General features: G+C 73.0%; 13 protein-coding genes and 1 pseudogene. 2 read left to right on the top strand and 12 right to left on the bottom strand.

What is annotated here, in order from left to right:
* Window positions 1–134 precede the first annotated feature (134 nt).
* The 3 genes from H5J33_RS06790 to H5J33_RS06780 form a co-directional block, all read right to left on the bottom strand.
* On the bottom strand, window positions 135–410 hold the full coding sequence (locus tag H5J33_RS06790; protein ID WP_181793956.1) for a hypothetical protein: 276 nt from the start codon (window positions 408–410) through the stop codon (window positions 135–137).
* A complete protein-coding gene (locus tag H5J33_RS06785) occupies window positions 403–6,768 on the bottom strand; it encodes a type I polyketide synthase (RefSeq protein WP_258564924.1) in 6,366 nt (2,121 codons plus the stop codon). Before H5J33_RS06785 ends, H5J33_RS06790 begins: the two co-directional genes overlap by 8 nt.
* 149 nt (window positions 6,769–6,917) lie before the next feature.
* The gene (locus H5J33_RS06780; protein ID WP_181793953.1) at window positions 6,918–9,260 is read right to left on the bottom strand and encodes an MMPL family transporter; all 2,343 of its coding nucleotides are present in this window, start codon (window positions 9,258–9,260) and stop codon (window positions 6,918–6,920) included.
* Between the two features lie 201 nt (window positions 9,261–9,461).
* On the opposite strand from H5J33_RS06780, the gene H5J33_RS06775 reads away from it, so the two are divergent.
* Window positions 9,462–10,058, top strand: coding sequence for a hypothetical protein (locus H5J33_RS06775; RefSeq protein WP_181793951.1), 597 nt, complete (start codon window positions 9,462–9,464; stop codon window positions 10,056–10,058).
* Here H5J33_RS06775 and H5J33_RS38625 read toward each other — a convergent pair.
* Together H5J33_RS38625 and H5J33_RS06765 are read right to left on the bottom strand one after the other, a co-directional pair.
* Entirely contained in the window at window positions 10,055–10,348 is a 294-nt protein-coding gene (locus H5J33_RS38625; RefSeq protein WP_181793949.1) for a hypothetical protein, read from the bottom strand. The two genes, H5J33_RS06775 and H5J33_RS38625, sit on opposite strands and share 4 nt — an antisense overlap.
* Before the next feature lie 248 nt (window positions 10,349–10,596).
* The gene (locus H5J33_RS06765) at window positions 10,597–10,827 is read right to left on the bottom strand and encodes a hypothetical protein (protein WP_181793947.1); all 231 of its coding nucleotides are present in this window, start codon (window positions 10,825–10,827) and stop codon (window positions 10,597–10,599) included.
* A gap of 21 nt (window positions 10,828–10,848) precedes the next feature.
* Here H5J33_RS06765 and H5J33_RS06760 point away from each other — a divergent pair, with 21 nt between their 5' ends.
* Complete coding sequence (locus H5J33_RS06760) at window positions 10,849–11,265, top strand: HEAT repeat domain-containing protein (RefSeq protein WP_181793945.1); 417 nt, start codon at window positions 10,849–10,851, stop codon at window positions 11,263–11,265.
* A gap of 303 nt (window positions 11,266–11,568) precedes the next feature.
* On the opposite strand, the gene H5J33_RS06755 is transcribed toward H5J33_RS06760, so the two are convergent.
* From H5J33_RS06755 to H5J33_RS06725, 7 genes and pseudogenes are all read right to left on the bottom strand, one after another.
* Window positions 11,569–11,841 carry a hypothetical protein gene (locus tag H5J33_RS06755; RefSeq protein WP_181793944.1) on the bottom strand — a complete coding sequence of 91 codons (273 nt, stop codon included), beginning with the start codon at window positions 11,839–11,841 and terminating at the stop codon, window positions 11,569–11,571.
* A gap of 107 nt (window positions 11,842–11,948) precedes the next feature.
* A complete protein-coding gene (locus H5J33_RS06750; RefSeq protein WP_181793942.1) occupies window positions 11,949–12,377 on the bottom strand; it encodes a MarR family winged helix-turn-helix transcriptional regulator in 429 nt (142 codons plus the stop codon).
* Window positions 12,377–12,793 carry a polyketide cyclase gene (locus tag H5J33_RS06745; RefSeq protein ID WP_181793940.1) on the bottom strand — a complete coding sequence of 139 codons (417 nt, stop codon included), beginning with the start codon at window positions 12,791–12,793 and terminating at the stop codon, window positions 12,377–12,379. The genes H5J33_RS06750 and H5J33_RS06745 overlap by 1 nt, the downstream gene beginning before the upstream one ends.
* Before the next feature lie 166 nt (window positions 12,794–12,959).
* The gene (locus H5J33_RS06740; protein WP_258564923.1) at window positions 12,960–14,306 is read right to left on the bottom strand and encodes a glycosyltransferase 87 family protein; all 1,347 of its coding nucleotides are present in this window, start codon (window positions 14,304–14,306) and stop codon (window positions 12,960–12,962) included.
* A 104-nt stretch (window positions 14,307–14,410) separates the two neighbouring features.
* A complete protein-coding gene (locus tag H5J33_RS37245) occupies window positions 14,411–15,253 on the bottom strand; it encodes a bifunctional 2-polyprenyl-6-hydroxyphenol methylase/3-demethylubiquinol 3-O-methyltransferase UbiG (protein ID WP_181793936.1) in 843 nt (280 codons plus the stop codon).
* Complete coding sequence (locus H5J33_RS38305; protein WP_181793934.1) at window positions 15,250–15,900, bottom strand: DUF2064 domain-containing protein; 651 nt, start codon at window positions 15,898–15,900, stop codon at window positions 15,250–15,252. Before H5J33_RS38305 ends, H5J33_RS37245 begins: the two co-directional genes overlap by 4 nt.
* A pseudogene (locus H5J33_RS06725) lies at window positions 15,897–16,343 on the bottom strand (glycosyltransferase); the annotation flags it as partial. The gene H5J33_RS38305 and the pseudogene H5J33_RS06725, both read right to left, overlap by 4 nt.

The raw sequence follows: 16,343 nt of genomic DNA, 5'->3' as shown, positions 1-16,343 counted from the left end.
GTAGGCGAGCAGGGGCCGTGCCGGGGTGGGCCGGTCGTGGGTCAGCCGGATGTCGTGCGGCGGGCCGGTGACGTAACAGGGCCGGTCCAGGGCCTTCAGGACTGCGAGCACTTCCGCTGGGTTCTGCGGCGGGGTCATCGGTCGAGTCCGGTGCCGGCGGATTCTTCCGCCAGGCGTACTTGGTGCCGGGCGATGGCGTGATGGGCGGTCAGCACGGCGACGTGCGCCTGTTGGAGCCGGTCGGCCAGCAGGAGGGAGAACCCGTGCGGCACCGTCGTCGGGGGCTGCCCGACGGCGGTGTGACAGGGCGCTGGACCCGGGCCGCGCACGGTGTGAGCGGCTGCCGCCGGGGTGGGGTCCTGGGCGAGCAGGGTGTGCAGCGGCGTGCCGTCGAAAGCGAGCTCAGACACTGGGGACTCCTTCCATGGTGTGGTGTTGGCCGGGGCCCTCGAGCGTCTGGGCGGAGGGTGCCGCAGTCGGGTTGCCGGCCAGGTCCGCGGACGAGGGCACCGTCGCCGCGGCAGGGTCCGCGGAGGGCGCGGAAGCCGATGCCCCCGTTCTGGAAGTCCTGGCGTGCGGCGATGGTGGTGCTGGGGGGAAGGCCGTCGGCGGCTTCGCCAATGCCGGCAGGTCGGGGGCACGGCTCTCCGAGGCGGTCCTGCAGGGTGTGCGTGAGGACCGGGGCGCCGCGCCGTCGTCGGCCGGGGCCGATGGTGTCGTGGCTTCTCGCAGACGGGACAGCAACTCGTCCGGGTTGAGGTTGACGAGTGTCACTCCGCTCCAGCGCTGGAGGATGTCGCCGCCCGGTGCGCACGCTGTCACGGTGCAGTGGGCGCCCACGGGGGTGATGCTCTCGAGGTCGGCGACGACGAGGAAGGGAGCGTTGTCGGGCAGCGGGGCGAACAGTTCGACCGAACGGACGCTGATCGGGGGGCAGGCCCGGTGGTGGTGGGAGCGCACCAGCAGTGCTGCGGCTTGCAGGAGCAGGTCACTCAGCCCGGGACTGAACAGCGGGGTGGCGAAGGCACCGGCGGCCAGCACGGGGTCGGGCATGCGGGCGCTGAGGACGAGTCGTCCGGGGGTGTCGGACAGGACGTCGCGCAGGCCGGTGAGGGCGGGGCCGTGGAAGAAGAAGCCTTCCTCGTAGGCGCGGTGAAGGGGACCGTCGAGGTGGCCTGCGGGAAGGGTGAGGCGGGCCGGCGCCGCTGGGGGCTCGACGCCCCAGGTGTAGTGGGCCTCATAGCAGGGGTGCGGCGATCCGTCGGCTGCTGTGATGGTGAGGCGGGCGCTGGTGCCGTCGTCTCCCCGGACGGCGACGGCGGTTGCCAGGTCGGGCTGGCTGCCGTCGAGGTAGAGGCCACGGCGCACTCTGAAGTCGTGGCAGGCGCGGACCCGGGTCTGCCCGCCCAGGGAGCGTTCCAGAACGTTCAGGCCCCAGCCGACAGCGGCCGTCAGGGGCAACAGCGGGAAGCCGCCGAAGCTGTGGTCGCGCAGGACGGGTTCGTGGCGCATGCCACGCAGGGAACGGGTGGCACGGACGGTGCCGGGCAGGCGGTCGGTGCGCCGGACGGGGGCAACGGTGGGGCCGATGACAGTTACGGCATCCACGCCGGAAGCCCGCTGGGTGAGGCCGAGCAGGTGGCCGCAGCCCTCCTCGCGGGTGAGGACGGGAACGCCCTGGCCGCGGAACAGGTCGGCCATGGGGGCGGCCATCCCTCCCTCCCAGGGACCCCAGATCAGGGTGGTGACCCGGGTGGCGGGCCGGGCAGCCTTGACGGCGCAGGCGTAGCGGACCAGGGATTCGTTGGCCAGCGCGTAGTCGGACTGGCGGACGTTGCCCCAATAGCCGGCGATCGAGGAGAAGACCATCAGATGGCGCAGCCGGGTCTGGTCGAGCGCGCCCATGAGGTGGTGCAGGCCGGTGAGTTTGGTGCCTACGACGCGGGCCACGGCCTCCGGGGTCTTGTCGCGCAGCGGCTTGTCGCCCAGGACCCCGGCCGCGTGGACGAGTCCGGTGACGCGGGGCAGATGCGGGGCCAGAGCCCGGCCGACGGCATCGGCGTCCAAAAGGTCGGCACTGACGTAGTCGGCGGTGATTCCGTCGGCGCGTAGCTCCGTGAGCAGTTCCGCGATGCCCGCGTTCCGGTCGCTTGGAGCGCCGCCGGGGGAGCCGCTTGCGGGCGGGGGCTCGGTCCGGCCCAGGAGGACGAAGCCGCAGCGGTGGGCCCGGGCGAGGGCCCGCACGCACCAAGCGGTGATGCCGGAGGCGCCGCCGGACACCAGCAGGACGTCGTCCCCGGTCAGACCGGGGGTGGTGGGGTCATGCGGCAGGGCACTGACGTCCGGTTCGGCGGCGAGGGCCGTGGTACGGCGTCCGAGCCGGTCGTGGCCTGTCTCCTTTACGTCGGTGGCGGTGTCGGTGAGTTCGACGAAGAAGGCGGTGGCGGCCTCCTCGTCGTTGAGCGCGGGGTCGAGATCGACAGCTCGGCAGAACAGCGCGGGCGCTTCCAGCGCCACCGTCTTGACCAGCCCGGCCAGGCCGCCGGCGAGGGCGGCGGTGGTGTCTCCGCCCGAGCCTCGGTGTCCCAGGGCGCCGTCGAGCCGGGTGACGGTGAGGAACGCGGCTCGACGGCCGGTGCCGGCGGTTTCGTTCAGAGCGGGGCAGACGTGTTTGGCGAGGAGGACGCTGTGCTGGAGGCGTGTGACGAGGGAGTCCGCAGTGGTGTCCGTGTCCCGGCCGACAGGTTGCAGTACCAGGTGCGGAGGGCCGTCCGGGTCGCTGACGGCACGCAGCCCGGCGGCAAGGGCCGCTTCGCCCCAGTCGGTGAGGGTGTGCCCGGCGTCCGGTGAGGTGCTGCCGGGCAGGCCGAGGCGGTGCACCCGCCATCCGCGCACACGCAGCGCGTCGCCGAGCGTCGCAGCCAGGGAACTGCCGTCGTCGACGAGCAGGGCACGCGGGGCGTCGGGGAACAGGGTGTCGCACGTGTCGGGTGCGGGCAGGGTGCGCAGGGTGACATAGGTGCGCGCGGCCGGGGGCGGCCCGCCGTCCTCCGGCATGATGCCCCAGGTGATGTCGCTGGCTCCCTTGCCGGCCAGGACTGACCGGAACTTCTGGCTCATCTCACCGACCGTGCGCGCCGAGCTGAACTCGAACAGCTGCTCCCGGCTGATAACGGGGTACCGCTGCCAGATGGCGGAGGCGATCTCGACCTGTTTCAGTGAGTCGATGCCCAGGTCTTCCTGGATGTAGAGGTCCGGTGCGAGCTGGTGTGCGTCGTAGCCGGTGCGTTCGGCGATGATTTCCAGGAAGGTCCGCTCGACCTCGGCCGGGCTGAGTTCGTCCGGATCCGCAGCGTCGCGGGCGGCGCCCGAGTCCGCCGGTACGGTGCCGTCGCGCAGGGAGCGCACGGCCGCCCAGCGGTCGCCGGAGCCGCCGTCGGCCAGATTGCGGCCCGCCGGGATGAATGTGGTCGGGGCGGCCGGAACAGTGGATTCATCGGGTGCCGAGGCGGCACCGAGATCCTCCGGTGCGGCGACGCCGCTTGCGGCAGGTGGGGCACCAGAGGCCATGGTGTCATCGGCGGTCGGTGGGAGCGGGGCGCCGACGGCCGGGGTGAGCAGGGCGGTGACCACTTCACCGGCGCGGATGTGCGCCTCCCCCACGGCCAGACTGTGCCGGGACAGGGCCTGTACGGCTTCGATGAGGGGCGTGGCTTCGCCGCCCCCGCGGGTCGCGGTGTCCAGCAGCCGGGTCAGCTCCTGCGCGGTGTCCAACTGTCCGTCCAGGAAGCGCACGTGGGCGTCGAGATGCGCGGCCGCCGCGTCCGCGAGCGCGGCATGCGTGCCGCGTCCCGGCGCGATCGGTTGCCGCGGCGGCTCGATGGGCACGGCTGACCGCGCCGACGGGAGCGGAACCGAAGGCGCGGCCGGCCCGGGGACCGCGGCTGTCCGGGGTGGCAGGGCCGCGTGGCTCGCCTCCCGGGAGGCGAGGAAGGCGAAGTTGGGACCGTGCAGGGTACGGGCCACCGTGGACGCGGGATCGGGGGCCGGGGGCGGCGGCGCGTCGTAACGGTTGATGCCGGTCAGCGGCAGACCGAGCACGGCCAGGCGCAGGGCCGCGGACTTGAGGGCGGCCGCCGAGTCGCCGGTACGGTCGGCGGCGTCGCAGGAGACGACTTCCACGGGCCGACCGGCCAGGGTGCGCCGGACCAGTCCGGCGAGGATGCGCCGGGGTCCGAACTCCACGAACACCGTGGCACCGTCGTCGTGCAGCTCGCGCAGACGGGCCGCGAAGTCGACGGGCGCGGTGAGCTGATCCACCAGGGTCGCGCGAGCGTCGTCGTCCTTGCCGTACCCTGCCCCGTCCGCGCCGGCGAGCACGGGAACGGTGGGAGCGGCGAACGGGATCGCGGCGCAGGCGTGGGCGAAGGGCGCCCGGGCGTGGGCGACGAGAGGGGTGTGAAAGGCGGCGCCGACCGGCAGGCGCAGCGTCCCGACGCCCGCGGCGCGGCAGGAGTCCAGGAACGCCTCGACGGCGGGGGTGGGACCGGCCACCACCTGCTCGTCGGGTGCGTTGGCGTTGGCGATCCGCAGGTCCTGGTGGCCGTCGAGCAGGTCCCGTACGCGCTCCGGGGAAGCGTGGATGGCGGCCATGGCACCGGTGTCGGTGTCCCCGCCGGTGATCGAGGCCAGGGCGGTGCCGCGTGCGTGGGCGACGGCAAGGAATCCGGCGCGGTCCAGGACGCCCGCGGCATGCAGGGCGGTGACCTCGCCGAAGCTGTGGCCGAGGACGGCGTGCGGGGTGAAACCCAGCTCACACAGGAAGTCCCATTGTCCGAGGGACAGGGCGCCCACGGCCAGTTGCGCGTGGTCGGGGCGGCGCAGGCGGTTCTCGGCGGCGCGTTCCCGTTCGGCGGTGGGCGGCGGGAAGACGGCGTCCGCCAGGGTGTCGCCGACGGCGCACAGGGCATTGGCATCGTCGAAGGCGCGGCGCACGGGAGGAACCGCGAGGGCCGCGGCGGCACCCATGCCGACGTACTGGCTGCCCTGCCCGGCGAACAGGGCGGCGACGCGCGCGTCCCCGGGCAGCGCGCGACGCCGGTAGTGAATGCCCTCGGGGTGCTCCCACTCGTCCTGCTCGGGAGCCGCGCGCAGTTGTCGTACCGTCGCGTCGAGCAGGTCGCCGTAGCGATTGGCCGCGGGGCAGACGAAGCCGACGCGAGCGTGCCCGGCGGGTGCGGGTTCCCGGGCCGCCGGTGCGCCGGACGTCAGGTTGGCGAGCAGGAGCTGCGGGGTGGGCGCGTGCCACAGGTAAGCGACCGGCAGTTCGTGGGCGGCTTGGGAAGGCTGCGTGGCTCCGCGGGGGAGGTGCTCTTCCAGTACGGCGTGGTAGTTGACGCCGCCGAAGCCGAACGCGGAGACGCCGGCACGGCGGACGGGCCGGCCGGGGTCGCGGATCCAGGGCCGGGAGCGGGTGCTGAGGTAGAGCGGGGTGTCCGCTCGGTTCAGGGCGGCAGCGGGGACGGTGACCCCGATGGTGGGCGGCAGCACCTTGTGGTGCAGGGCGAGCACCGCCTTGATGAGGCCGGCCGCGCCCGCCGCCGCCTTGGTGTGCCCGATCTGGGACTTGACGCTGCCGACCGCGACGCTGGCGGGTCGGGCGCCGGAGGACATGAGGGTGTCGAGTGCCTCGATCTCGGCGCCGTCCCCGATGGGGGTGCCGGTCCCGTGGGCCTCGATGAGGCCGACGCTGTGCGGCGGGCAGCCGGCGTCGTCGTAGGCGGCGTGGAGGGCCCGCAACTGGCCCTGACCGCAGGGCGCGTAAATGCTCCTCGCGCGTCCGTCGCTGGAGCTGCCGAGGCCTCGCAGTACGGCGTAGATCCGGTCGCCGTCGCGTTCGGCGTCGGCGAGACGCTTCAGGACCAGCATGCCCAGGCCCTCGCCCAGCAGGGTACCGTCGCTGTCGGAGTCGAACGGGCGCACTCGGCCGCTCGGGGACAGCGCCGGAGTCTTGCTGAAGCACATGAAGGCCAGCAGGCTGTTGTCGGCGTCGGCGCCGCCGGTGATCATCATATCGGCGCGGCGGGAGAGGAGTTCGTCGGCGGCGGCGCGCACGGCGGCCAGGGAACTGGCGCATGCGGCGTCCACGGTGTGGTTGACCGCGCCCAGGTCGAAGCGGTTGGCGATGCGGCCGGAGACGATGTTGCCGAGGGTGCCGGGGAAGGAGTCCTCGGTCCACTGCGGCAGGCTCTCGAGGAACGTGCTGGTGAGAGTGTCGATGTCACCCGGGGACAAGCCGCAGCGCAGTGCGATCTCCCGCACATGGGCGGCCCAGAGCCGGGCGGCGAGCGGGACGATGGTGGAGTTGACGCCGCACACGCCGAGAACGACTCCGGTGCGCGCCGGGTCGTGCCACCGGGCACGTCCCTGGGCGGCGTCGCGCATCGCCTCCTGGGCGACCCGCAGGCCGAGCAGTTGCACCAGGCCCACGGAGTCCACACTGCGCGGCGGCATACCGAAGGCGAGGGGATCGAACCGCTGGGGGGTGAGGAAGCCGCCGCGCCGCGCGTAGACCTTGTCGGGGGCGAAGATGTCCGGGTCGTAGTGTTCTTCGACGTCCCACCAGGCGGAGGGCACTTCGCCGATGCAGTCTCGGCCCGCCACTACTGAGCGCCAGAAGCCCTGGAGGTCGTCCGAGCCTGGGAACATGCAGCCCAGGCCGATGACGGCCAGCGGATCGTGCGCCATACGGCGGTCGGGTTCGGCCATGACCGGTTGTACCTCGCTTCGCGGCATCGAGTGCGGGGAGGGGGCTGGACCAGGCGGGAGGGCCCTACGAGGCCGCCGAGCCGGGACGCTGCCTTAAACGACGGTCTCGGTCCTGGGTAGCGCGCGGCAGGGACAACTACGGGCGCACATCACCTGGTCGGCGGAGTGGAAGGCCCCCGCCCGGCGGTGCCGGCCCCCTCGGGCGCGGACGAACGCGGGGACGGCTGCGGCGGCAACGACGCCTCAGGGGCCGCTGGCCGGTGCCAGGAGTCCAGGCCCAGCCGCTGTCGCAGGCGCGTCAACCCGGGTGGCGCCCACCAGTTGGCCGCTCCGGTGAGGACCATCAGAGCCGGGACCAGGACACCGCGCACTACCGTCGCGTCGACCAGGACCGCCAACGCCAGGCCGCAGCCCATGAGCTTGAGCAGGGTGATACCGGAACCCGCAAGCGGCACCAGGGCGACCGCGACCACGGTCGCCGCGGCGGTGATCACCCGGCCGGTGGAGGTAACCGCGCCGAGGACGGCGGCGCGGTGGTCGCCATGACGCCGGTAGCCCTCCTCGACCCGGGACACCAGGAAGAGCTCGTAGTCGACCGACAACGCGAAGGCCACCGCGAACATGAGCACCGGCACCGACGTCTCCAGCTCTCCGGTGACGGTGAAGTCGCCCAGCAGGCGTCGCAGATGGCCGTCCTGGAACACGAACACCATGGCCCCGAACGAGGCTCCCAGGCTCACCACACCGGTCAGCACCGCCTTGAGCGGGACGAGGACCGAGCCGGTGAACAGGAACAGCAGGAACAGCACACCGGCGACGATCAGGGAGCCCGCGAGAGGCAGCGTGCCGAGCACGGCGTCCTGGGTGTCGAGGACCCGGGCGGGCCGACCGGCGACGCTCGCCCCGCCGCCCGGCGCCGGCAGGGCCCTCAACCGCTCGACGAGCCCACGGTCGTGCTCCGGCCCGCGCGCGGGCAGCACAGCCAGCCAGCTGGCGCCCTCGGCGACGAAGGGCAGCGAGTCCGGCCCCGCCTGCTCGACCTGGCGCCCCTTCCGGTAGGTACCCGTGCCGGTGGCCACCTCCCGCACGCCACCGAGTGCGGACACCCGAGCCGCGTACGCGTCGAGCCGGTCCGCCTGCTCAAGCGCATCGACATGGGGCAGGACGACGGCGAGCGTGCGGTTCCAGGGCATGTCGAACTCCGCCTCGATGCGCCGGGCGGTGGCGTGCGACTCGACGGCGGCGGGCAGCACCCGCTCATCGGTGGCACCGAACCGCACGTGTGCGAACGGCAGCCCCAGAACGCTCAGAAGAGTCACCGCGCCGAGAACGGCAGCCAGGGGCCGCGCGGTCGCGATCCGGGCGATCCGTGCCCAGAGCACGGCACCGCCCTCCGGGCCGCGCCGCAGCCGGACGAACAGGTCGCCGGCCACGAGGCGGTCTCCCAGCAGCGCGAGCGAGGCAGGCAGCACCAGGACGGTGACCAGTGCGGCGCACACCGCCACACTCATCCCGGCGACGCTGAGTGAACGCAGGAACCCGACGGGGAACAGCAGCAGCGTGCTCAGGCACAGCACCACGGTCGCCGCCGAGTAGCGCACGCAGCGCCCCACTGTGCGCAGGGCCACGACAACGCATTCGGCCGGGTCGGCGCACATCCGTCGTTCCTCGCGGTACCGGGTGACCACGAAGAGGGCGTAGTCCACGGCCAGTCCGAAACCGAGCGCCGTGGTCACGTTGGCCGCGAACACCGATACCGGCATGAACAGCATGACGAACCGCAGCACGGCGAAGGTTCCGGCCACGGCCAGCGCACCGACCAGCACGGGCAGCAGCGCGGCGGTCACCGAGCCGAAGGCGAGCAGCAGCACCAAGCCCGTCAGGGGAGCGCCGACCAGCTCGGCACGGATCAACTCCGTCCGACTGAGCTGGGTGGCCTGGGCCATGACCCAGGCCGTCCCGGTAGCGCTGACCTGGGCCCCCGGCCGGTGCCGGGTGAGGTGCGGGACGAGCGTGGCGGCGGTGCGCGCGGCCTCGTTCTCGTCTCCGCGCAAGTCCAGGGTGATCAGCGCGGAGCGGCGGTCGTCGGACAGCCACCGCTCTTGCCCCGTCGTCCAGTACGACAGCGCCTCTCGCACACCGGGACGGCTCGCCGCGTCACGCGTCATCGCCCGCCCGAGCGCGGTGGCTTGTGGACCGGTGGCCCGCCCCGGGAAGCGCACCAGCAGGACGACGTCAGGGACAGGCGCGTCGAAACGGCGCACCAGCTCGGACTCGGCGCGGGTGGCTTCGGTTCCGGGGGCGATGTAACCGCCGCTGGAGAAGGAGGTGGTGCCGCTGACGCAGGCCAGCACGCACAGCACCCCGATCAGGGCCGTTGCCCACAGCACCGGCCAGGGCCGGGCGACGGCCTGCCGGACGAGAACCTCGGACCACGGCGCGCGGGCACGGGGGGACGGGACGCCGACTGACGACTGGGTTCGCTGTGGCATGCGGCCTCTTCTCAGGGCGGCGGACGGCGCCGACGGATTCGCACGGCTCTGCCGACTCCCAACGATTCGTGGGCCGAACAAGTGACGAATGCGTCCACAACATGGTGTAAACGCCGCAAAGTCACTAGCTTCCGACGCGGGGGTCGCAGACGGACTCAACCGTCGTAACCGCCCCGTACGACGCCTTGAAGGAGTACACCGATGACTCGTGGAACCCGAAGCGAACGCCGTCCGGTCCGCGCCCTGATGGCGGCAATGGTCACCGTGCTGACGGTCAGCCTCACCGGTCCGGCGGCCACCGCGGCCCCGGGCACCGCGTTTTCGAACCGCGCATCGGCCACCCTGCGCTGCTCCATGCGTACCGCCGTGCCCGTCACTTTCTCCCCCGCGGTTTCCGCCGGCCCACGCACCGTGACGGCGCGCGGCACCGTCAACATGAACGAGTGCACCTCCCCGAACGGCCGCCGCAAGAACATCCGCTCGGGCACGCTGACCGTGCACGGCAGCGGCCGGGCCACCTGCGCACGAGTGATCGGCGTTCGAGGCTCGGCCACCGTCACCTGGTACTCCGGGCCGGGGCGCACCGGACGGGTCGTGGGACGATCGGCCGTGTCCCCCGCCGCGGCCGGTGTAGGCGGCTACTCGCCCCTCGACTCGTTCCTCAGCGGCCGGATCGCCTCCGGCCCGATGGCCGGTCAGCGCATCACCGGCCGGGCGGTGCCCACCACGAGCGTCAGTTCCTGCCATGGGCAGGGACTGCGCAGCGTAGGTCTGCGCGGCATCGCCACCGTGAGTTAGGAGGCGAGTTCGCCGATCCGGTCGGGGCTCGTCCCGGTCACCGCGAGCGCCTCCGCGTCCTCCGCGGTCAGCACGGCGGCGATCCGGGCGACGTCCGGGGTGCGAACGGTGGCATGCGTACGGGTACGGGCGCCGCGCGTGGCGAACTCGGCGGCACTCTCCTCCGCGAGCAGCCGGCCACGGCCGATCACCACGAGGCGTTCGGCGGTGTTCTCCCTCTCGCTCATCAGATGGCTGGAGGCCGGCACAGTGCGCACCTCGGTGGCCAGGTTCCGGAACAGGTAGCGCACTCATCGCACGCCCTCCGGGGCCAGACCGTTGACCGGCTCGTCGAACATCGGCACCGGAGGGTCGCCGAGCAGCGCGGTCGGGATCCCAAGCCGCTCTCGCATACCCAGGGAGAACCTCCGACCCGGCGGCGCGCCGCACTCGCCAGGCTCGCTTTTCCCAGCACCTCCGCGGCCGCCGAGGGAGGATTCTCCTGTCGGCGCCGTCCGGGCCGAGGAACCCGGTGACCGTCCCGGACCGAATTCCTCGGTCAGGCGTTGGCGGGGGCCGGGGGTGTCTGCTGGACGACGGGGGCCTGCACCGCCAGCACCGGCGGCTGGCCAAGCGCCTGGGCGCGGAGGAGCTGATGGATCGCGCACTGACCCGCCCCGACCAGCAGCACGGCGTACGGTCGACTTCCACCCTGCTTCTGGCGAACCGCCGCGATCAGGACACCTGGGACGCCGCTGCGGCCCTGCGTGTCCACCCAGACCCAGCTCACCGGCTTTTCGGTGCAGAGGCGTTGCGACTGACCCTTCTGTCGGACCAGAGCGACGAGCAACCGTTCGCGGGGGCCGCCCTGGAGCTCTTCGTCGACTGGTCGGGCCGGGAGACTGACGCCGCCGTGCTCACCGAGGTGCTGGTCGGCCTGGCCGACCACGCCGACCCGCGCGCCGACGCGGCCCTCCTGCCCTACGACAGCCATCCCGACGTACGGGTGCGGCGCGCGGTAGCCTCCGCCTCCGACATGTGGTCACGGTCCTTTTCCCCCGTCATCCAGGAGACGTTGCCGGGTCTGATGACCGACCCCGACGCAGAGGTGCGGCAGCGGGCCTGCCGCACGGTCGCCGACGGCAGGAGCCGCGATCCCGCCCTCGCCGACGGCATGGCAGAGCTGCTGGACGATCCGGTCCGTCAGGTCCGGGTCGTCGCCGTGTAGGGGGTCGCCCGCCATGACGACGAGCGGTGTGTGGAAGGCGCACGCCGCCTTCCGCCGGCGCCGCCCGGCGCCCCATCGAGTGCGACCTCGACGCGGTATGGCGGTACAAGCTGCTCCGGGACGATCGCTGACACCCGGGCCGGCACGTCAGGACCGGAAGAACACCAGCCACCGGCCGTACTTGCCTGACGGCATGTGGCCTCGAACGAGGTCATATGCCACTGCCTTGGGAGGACCCGGCGCAGGGTACAGACCACTACTGGTACCGGCGGCACGCCGAAAGCCTTGAAAAGGATCAGGCAGTCACCAATGGAACTGCCGCATCGAGCGCCTGCGGTCGGACAGGTCAGGCATGCCGCCGGCGGTGGCGAACCGGCCCTGCCAGGCGCGCACCGTGTCCACGTGCGTCCGCGTCTGCGCGGTTGTCCAGGCGTTGGGGCAGCCTCGGGTCGGCAGAAGCACGATGGCTGCCCGCTGCCGGGCCTGGTGCGGCGTCTTGTGACCACAGGCCATCTTCTTGGGCTGGTGGCGCTCGGAGGCGGTCAGTGCGACGGCCATGGCGGGGATGGCAGGCATGGGAGGAGGGCGGCCGTTTCCTTCCGGGGCGGTGGGGCCGGCCTGTTGCAGATGCCACCGACCCGTGGGTTCGGGTTCGGTGGCCTGCGGTCGTCGGTGAGGGCGTTTCAGGTTTCGGGGTGGGCCAGGCGGCCGAGCAAGGCTACCGCGTCGTCGAGGGGCACCGGTTGGAAGAACCGTGCGTCGGCGCGCTCGACAGCGGCAATCGCGCGCGGGGCCAGGTCGGCGCCGGTGTCGGTGACGCGCAGTCGTTTGGCGCGGGTGTCGGCCGGGTCGACTTCGCGCTCGATGAGTCCTTTGTGCTCCAGGGTGCGCAGTACCTGGGAGGTCATCTTGACATCGGTGCCGGCTTGGCGGGCGAGGGCCAGCTGGTTGGGATGCTCGCCCTGGGTGTTGAGCCACCAGGTGCAGGAGAGCAGTACGAACTGCACGTGGGTGAGATCGAGCGGGGCCAGAGCTGTGGCGATGTCGCGCTGCCAGCGCAGGGTGGCGTGCCACAGCAGGAATCCAGGGCTGTCGCCGGGGCTGAGGGGCATCAGCGAAGCGCCAGTTCAGCGAGCGAGGCCATTGTCTCGGGCCAGTCGGCGGTGATGCCCGGGCCGATCTGCGGGCCGGCCTCGGCGGCGCCGGGGCCGGTGATCTCCATCCGGTACACCACGCGGATCCGGTCCTGGTCGATCCGGTCGATCCGGTGGATGGTGCGCAGCAGCAGGCCGTCGAAGCGCGCCTCGTCGACGAACAGTTCGCCTTCGACCGCCTCGGCGATGAGCAGCGGTACCGGGTCGTCCCCGGGCGGCGTCATCGTGATCTGCGTGCCCGCCGCGAACGGACCGTTCATCTCGATCTTCTCGATCCCGGCGTTCCAGGTGCCCCAGTTCTCAACGTCGGCCCAGAGCCGCCAGATCGCCTCGGGGGTGGCGCTGGTCTCGATGCCGTGCTCGTACTCCCACATGAGTGGTCTCCTCGGCTAGATGATCTATTCGTAGATTATCTACGTAGAGACTATCTGTCCAATGGTGCACGGACACCTTCCCGCGACGCCGCGATCGCTCCTCGAACCACTGCCCGCGCCCACGTCCTGGCTGGCGAGATCAACCGCCACCCCGGCGACCCGCCGATCACTGGTGCGCTGCGGAGCCGCGGTGCCGGGCGGAGCGCAGGCAGGCTCCGGCCGTGACGGTGAGAGCGGCGGCGCCGTAGGCCCATGCCTGGAGGGAGAAGCCGGGCAGGAGCCGGCCGGCGAGGTAGAGGACGGTACCGGCGAGGGTGACGGTAAGCCACTCCCAACGGCCGTCCAGGGCCGCGAGGGCGATGACGAGCAGGGAGTACCAGGGGTAGCTGGGCGAGAACAGGAGCAGCGTGGTGCCGGTCAGCAGCAGGGCGCCGCGCCAGGGGCGGGCCGGGTCTCCGTGCCGCCACACGTACAGGGCGGTCAAGGCCAGCAGTGCGGCCGCGGTCACGCCGGCCGCGGCGTCCGGCAGCAGGAGGCGCAGCAGGGCGAAGCGGCGTACACGGCCCGGTTCGTAGCCTTCCTCGCGCAGGTAGCCCGGCAGGTATCCGAGGACGTCCGTGCCGGAGGCGAGTACGTAGGGCAGGTAGGCGAGCGCGGCCGCCGAGATGGCGGACGCCGCGACGCGCAGCGCACGCGCCGGACGGCGTTGTCCTGACAGGGCCCCGGGCAGTGCGAGGACGGGAAGGATCTTCACGGCGATCGCGGCGCCGAGCAGCGCGCCGCGACGGGTTCCGGCCGTGGCGGTACCGAGCGCGAGGACGGTGAGCAGCACACCGAGCGTGTCGATGTGCGCGTTGTTGACGGCTTCGAAGGTGACGGCCGGGCACCAGGCCCACAGTGCCGCCCGGGCCGGGGCCTGCCTCGGGTCACCGCGTCGGCGCAGCACCGCCAGCAGGGCCAGGGTCGTGCCGAAGGCCAGGACCGCGCCGCCCGCTTGCAGCGGTTTGTGGCGGCTGCCCGGAGGGGAAACGGCGTGGACGGCCAGGTACCAGCCCTCGGCGACGGGAGGGTAGATGGTCGGGACGGTGGGCCGGTTGATGCGGACGCACAGTCCACCGCCGGTACGGGTCACTCCCCATGCCTCGCAGGATCCTTTCGTGGGGAACAGCCAGTTGTCACGCAGCCGGGCCAGTTCCGGGGCGGCGGGCGGATGGGCGTAGGGGGAGATGCCCGCCGCTTGGACGCGGCCGTCCCAGGCGTAGCGGTACATGTCGTTGCTGGTGCGGGGCGGCGCGGCCAGCCCGGCCGACAGGACCGCGGCCGCGCCGAGCAGGACCAGGACGGTCGCGGCGCGTGCCGCAAGCCTTCGCACGGTCCACACGGCGGCGGCGAACAGTGCCCAGGCGAGGGCGTATCCGGCCAGCAGGCGGCCGGGAGCGCTCGCGTTGTCGCCGGCGTGGAGGGTGCCGACGACCACGGCGGTGAGCGCGGCGAGCAGGACCACCGTCGCCATGACGGCCGGCCAGGTCCTTCGCGCCTTCACCGGAGGGGCGGGGCGGTGTGGGGGCGGTGGCTCGGCGGGAGCCGGGGCCGGCCGGTGGGAAGCGGTGTTGTCGGTCATCGGCGGGCAGGCCCCCCAAGGGCTGCGGGATGCTCGTCGTCTGCGGAGAGCTCGTCGCGCTCCCGGTCCGGGCGGCGGAGTTCCACGAAGGGACGGCCGTTGCCCGTCCAGCGGCCGGTGAGCACCCAGCCGGTGGTTTCGGCCGTGCGCAGCAGGGCGGTCGTACCGACGCGGGCCCAGGGAAAGGGACGTCCGTGGTGTCCGTGGGCGTCCTCGACACGGACGGTGAGGCGTTCGTCCGCGTCGTTGCCGGCCGCCTCGGCCAGCAGACGGCCACCGGGGCGGACCAGGTCCCGGAGCCGGGCGAACAGGACGGCCGGCTCGCCGCCGATCCCCACGTTGCCGTCCATCAGCAGGACGGTCTGCCAGCGGCCCTCGCTCGGCAGGCGGTCGAAGACGGAGCGCCGCAGGGCCGTTCCTCCGTGGCGCCGGGTACGGGCGACGGCGTCCGGACTGACGTCCACGCCGAGGGCCGGTACCCCGCGGGCGGCCAGGGCGGCCACCAGACGGCCCGGTCCGCAGCCGACGTCCAGGACGGGGCCGGTGCAGCGGCGCAGTACGCCGGTGTCCGCGGCGTCGGGTGCTGCGCACCAGCGCTCGACGTCCAGCGGGAGCAGTTCCGCCGGGCCGAGTGGGTGTGGTGCCAGGCGGCGCAGGTACAGCGGACCGCGGCCGGTGCGCAGGGCCCGGGCGTAGGGGTCGGTGGTCCAGGGTGTGCCGGGCGCCGCGGACGCGGATCGGGCGGGCGGAACGGGGACGGTCCGCTGGTGTGTTCGGGCGGCCGCTGGCCGGGCCCGCTCGGCGACAGGGGATCCCGGACCGGTCGCTGTGGTGTTCACCGGACTGCCTCGGCGAGTGACGCCAGCACCGCGGGGAAGCGGGCGCCGGAGGGGCACAGGCCGGCGACCGCGGCAGCGTCGGCGGCCGTGTCGACGTCCCGCAGAGAAGGCAGGTGGCGGACCGTCAGCCCTGCCTCCTCGAGCCGGTGTTGCTGGGCGGCCCCGGTACGGTCGGTGGACATCGGCACTCCTCGCACGAGGGCTCCGGCGTGTGTGGGATCGGCGAGGCCCAGGGCCCAGAAGCCGCCGTCGGCGGCCGGGCCGAACCAGGCGTCGTGGCCCTCTTGTCCGACGGTGGACAGCAGTTCGGCCGTCAGCTGCGGGGTGTCCATGCCGACCAGCAGCGCGGGGCCGCGGTCGCAGTGCGCGAAGGCGCCGGCGATCCGCTCGTCCAGTTCTCCGGGGACCTGGGGCACCACCTCGAAGCCGGGCGGCAGCCAGGGTCCGGGATCGCCGTCCAGGACCAGGAGCCTGCGCCGGGCAGGGGAGCGGAGCACCGTGCGGAGCGTGTCGGTGAGAGAGGCTTCGGCCAGCGCGGCGGCCTCCTGCGGGGTGTACGGCGGGGTGAGCCGGGTCTTGACCCGCCCGGGCACGGGTTCCTTGGCGATCACCAGCAGTGTGGTGGGCCCCGTGGGCGCCGCGGTCATCGGGCGGCTCCCGAAGCCGCGGCGGTCGAGCCGGTGGCGCGGGGCCCGGCGAGGACGGCACGCATGTCCCGTACCGCCCGCCACGTGCCCAGCCAGGTGCCGGTGACCTTCGAACGGCCCGTGCGCGGGTGGTACGGCACATCGGTCTCGTGCACGCGCCAGCCGGCGTCGGCGGCGCGGACCACCATCTGCAGCGGGTAGCCGGAACGCCGGTCGGTCAGCCCGAGGGCCAGCAGCGCCTCGCGCCGCGCCGCACGCATGGGACCCAGGTCGCGCAGGGGCAGGCCGGTACGGCGGCGGACCAGACGGGCCAGTTCCAGGTTCGCCAACCGGGCGTGCGGCGGCCAGGCTCCGAGGGCCGTCGGCCGGCGACGGCCCAGGACCAGGTCGGCGGAGCCGCCGAGGACGGGACCGGCGACCCGGGGCAGCAGGCGGGGGTCGAG

The sequence above is a fragment of the Streptomyces sp. WELS2 genome (assembly GCF_013870595.1).
Classification (GTDB): domain Bacteria; phylum Actinomycetota; class Actinomycetes; order Streptomycetales; family Streptomycetaceae; genus Streptomyces.
The sequence above is the reverse complement of the archived record's forward strand: the minus strand, read 5'-3'. Positions and strand labels throughout refer to the sequence as shown.

Excerpts from the sequence above, each read along its gene's own strand:
- H5J33_RS06785 (WP_258564924.1), bottom strand. The coding sequence starts at position 6,768 with ATGGCCGAACCCGACCGCCGTATGGCGCACGATCCGCTGGCCGTCATC.
- H5J33_RS06780 (WP_181793953.1), bottom strand. The coding sequence starts at position 9,260 with ATGCCACAGCGAACCCAGTCGTCAGTCGGCGTCCCGTCCCCCCGTGCC.
- H5J33_RS06775 (WP_181793951.1), top strand. The coding sequence starts at position 9,462 with ATGACTCGTGGAACCCGAAGCGAACGCCGTCCGGTCCGCGCCCTGATG.
- H5J33_RS06755 (WP_181793944.1), bottom strand. The coding sequence starts at position 11,841 with ATGCCTGCCATCCCCGCCATGGCCGTCGCACTGACCGCCTCCGAGCGC.
- H5J33_RS06750 (WP_181793942.1), bottom strand. The coding sequence starts at position 12,377 with ATGCCCCTCAGCCCCGGCGACAGCCCTGGATTCCTGCTGTGGCACGCC.
- H5J33_RS06745 (WP_181793940.1), bottom strand. The coding sequence starts at position 12,793 with ATGTGGGAGTACGAGCACGGCATCGAGACCAGCGCCACCCCCGAGGCG.
- H5J33_RS06740 (WP_258564923.1), bottom strand. The coding sequence starts at position 14,306 with ATGGCGACGGTGGTCCTGCTCGCCGCGCTCACCGCCGTGGTCGTCGGC.
- H5J33_RS38305 (WP_181793934.1), bottom strand. The coding sequence starts at position 15,900 with ATGACCGCGGCGCCCACGGGGCCCACCACACTGCTGGTGATCGCCAAG.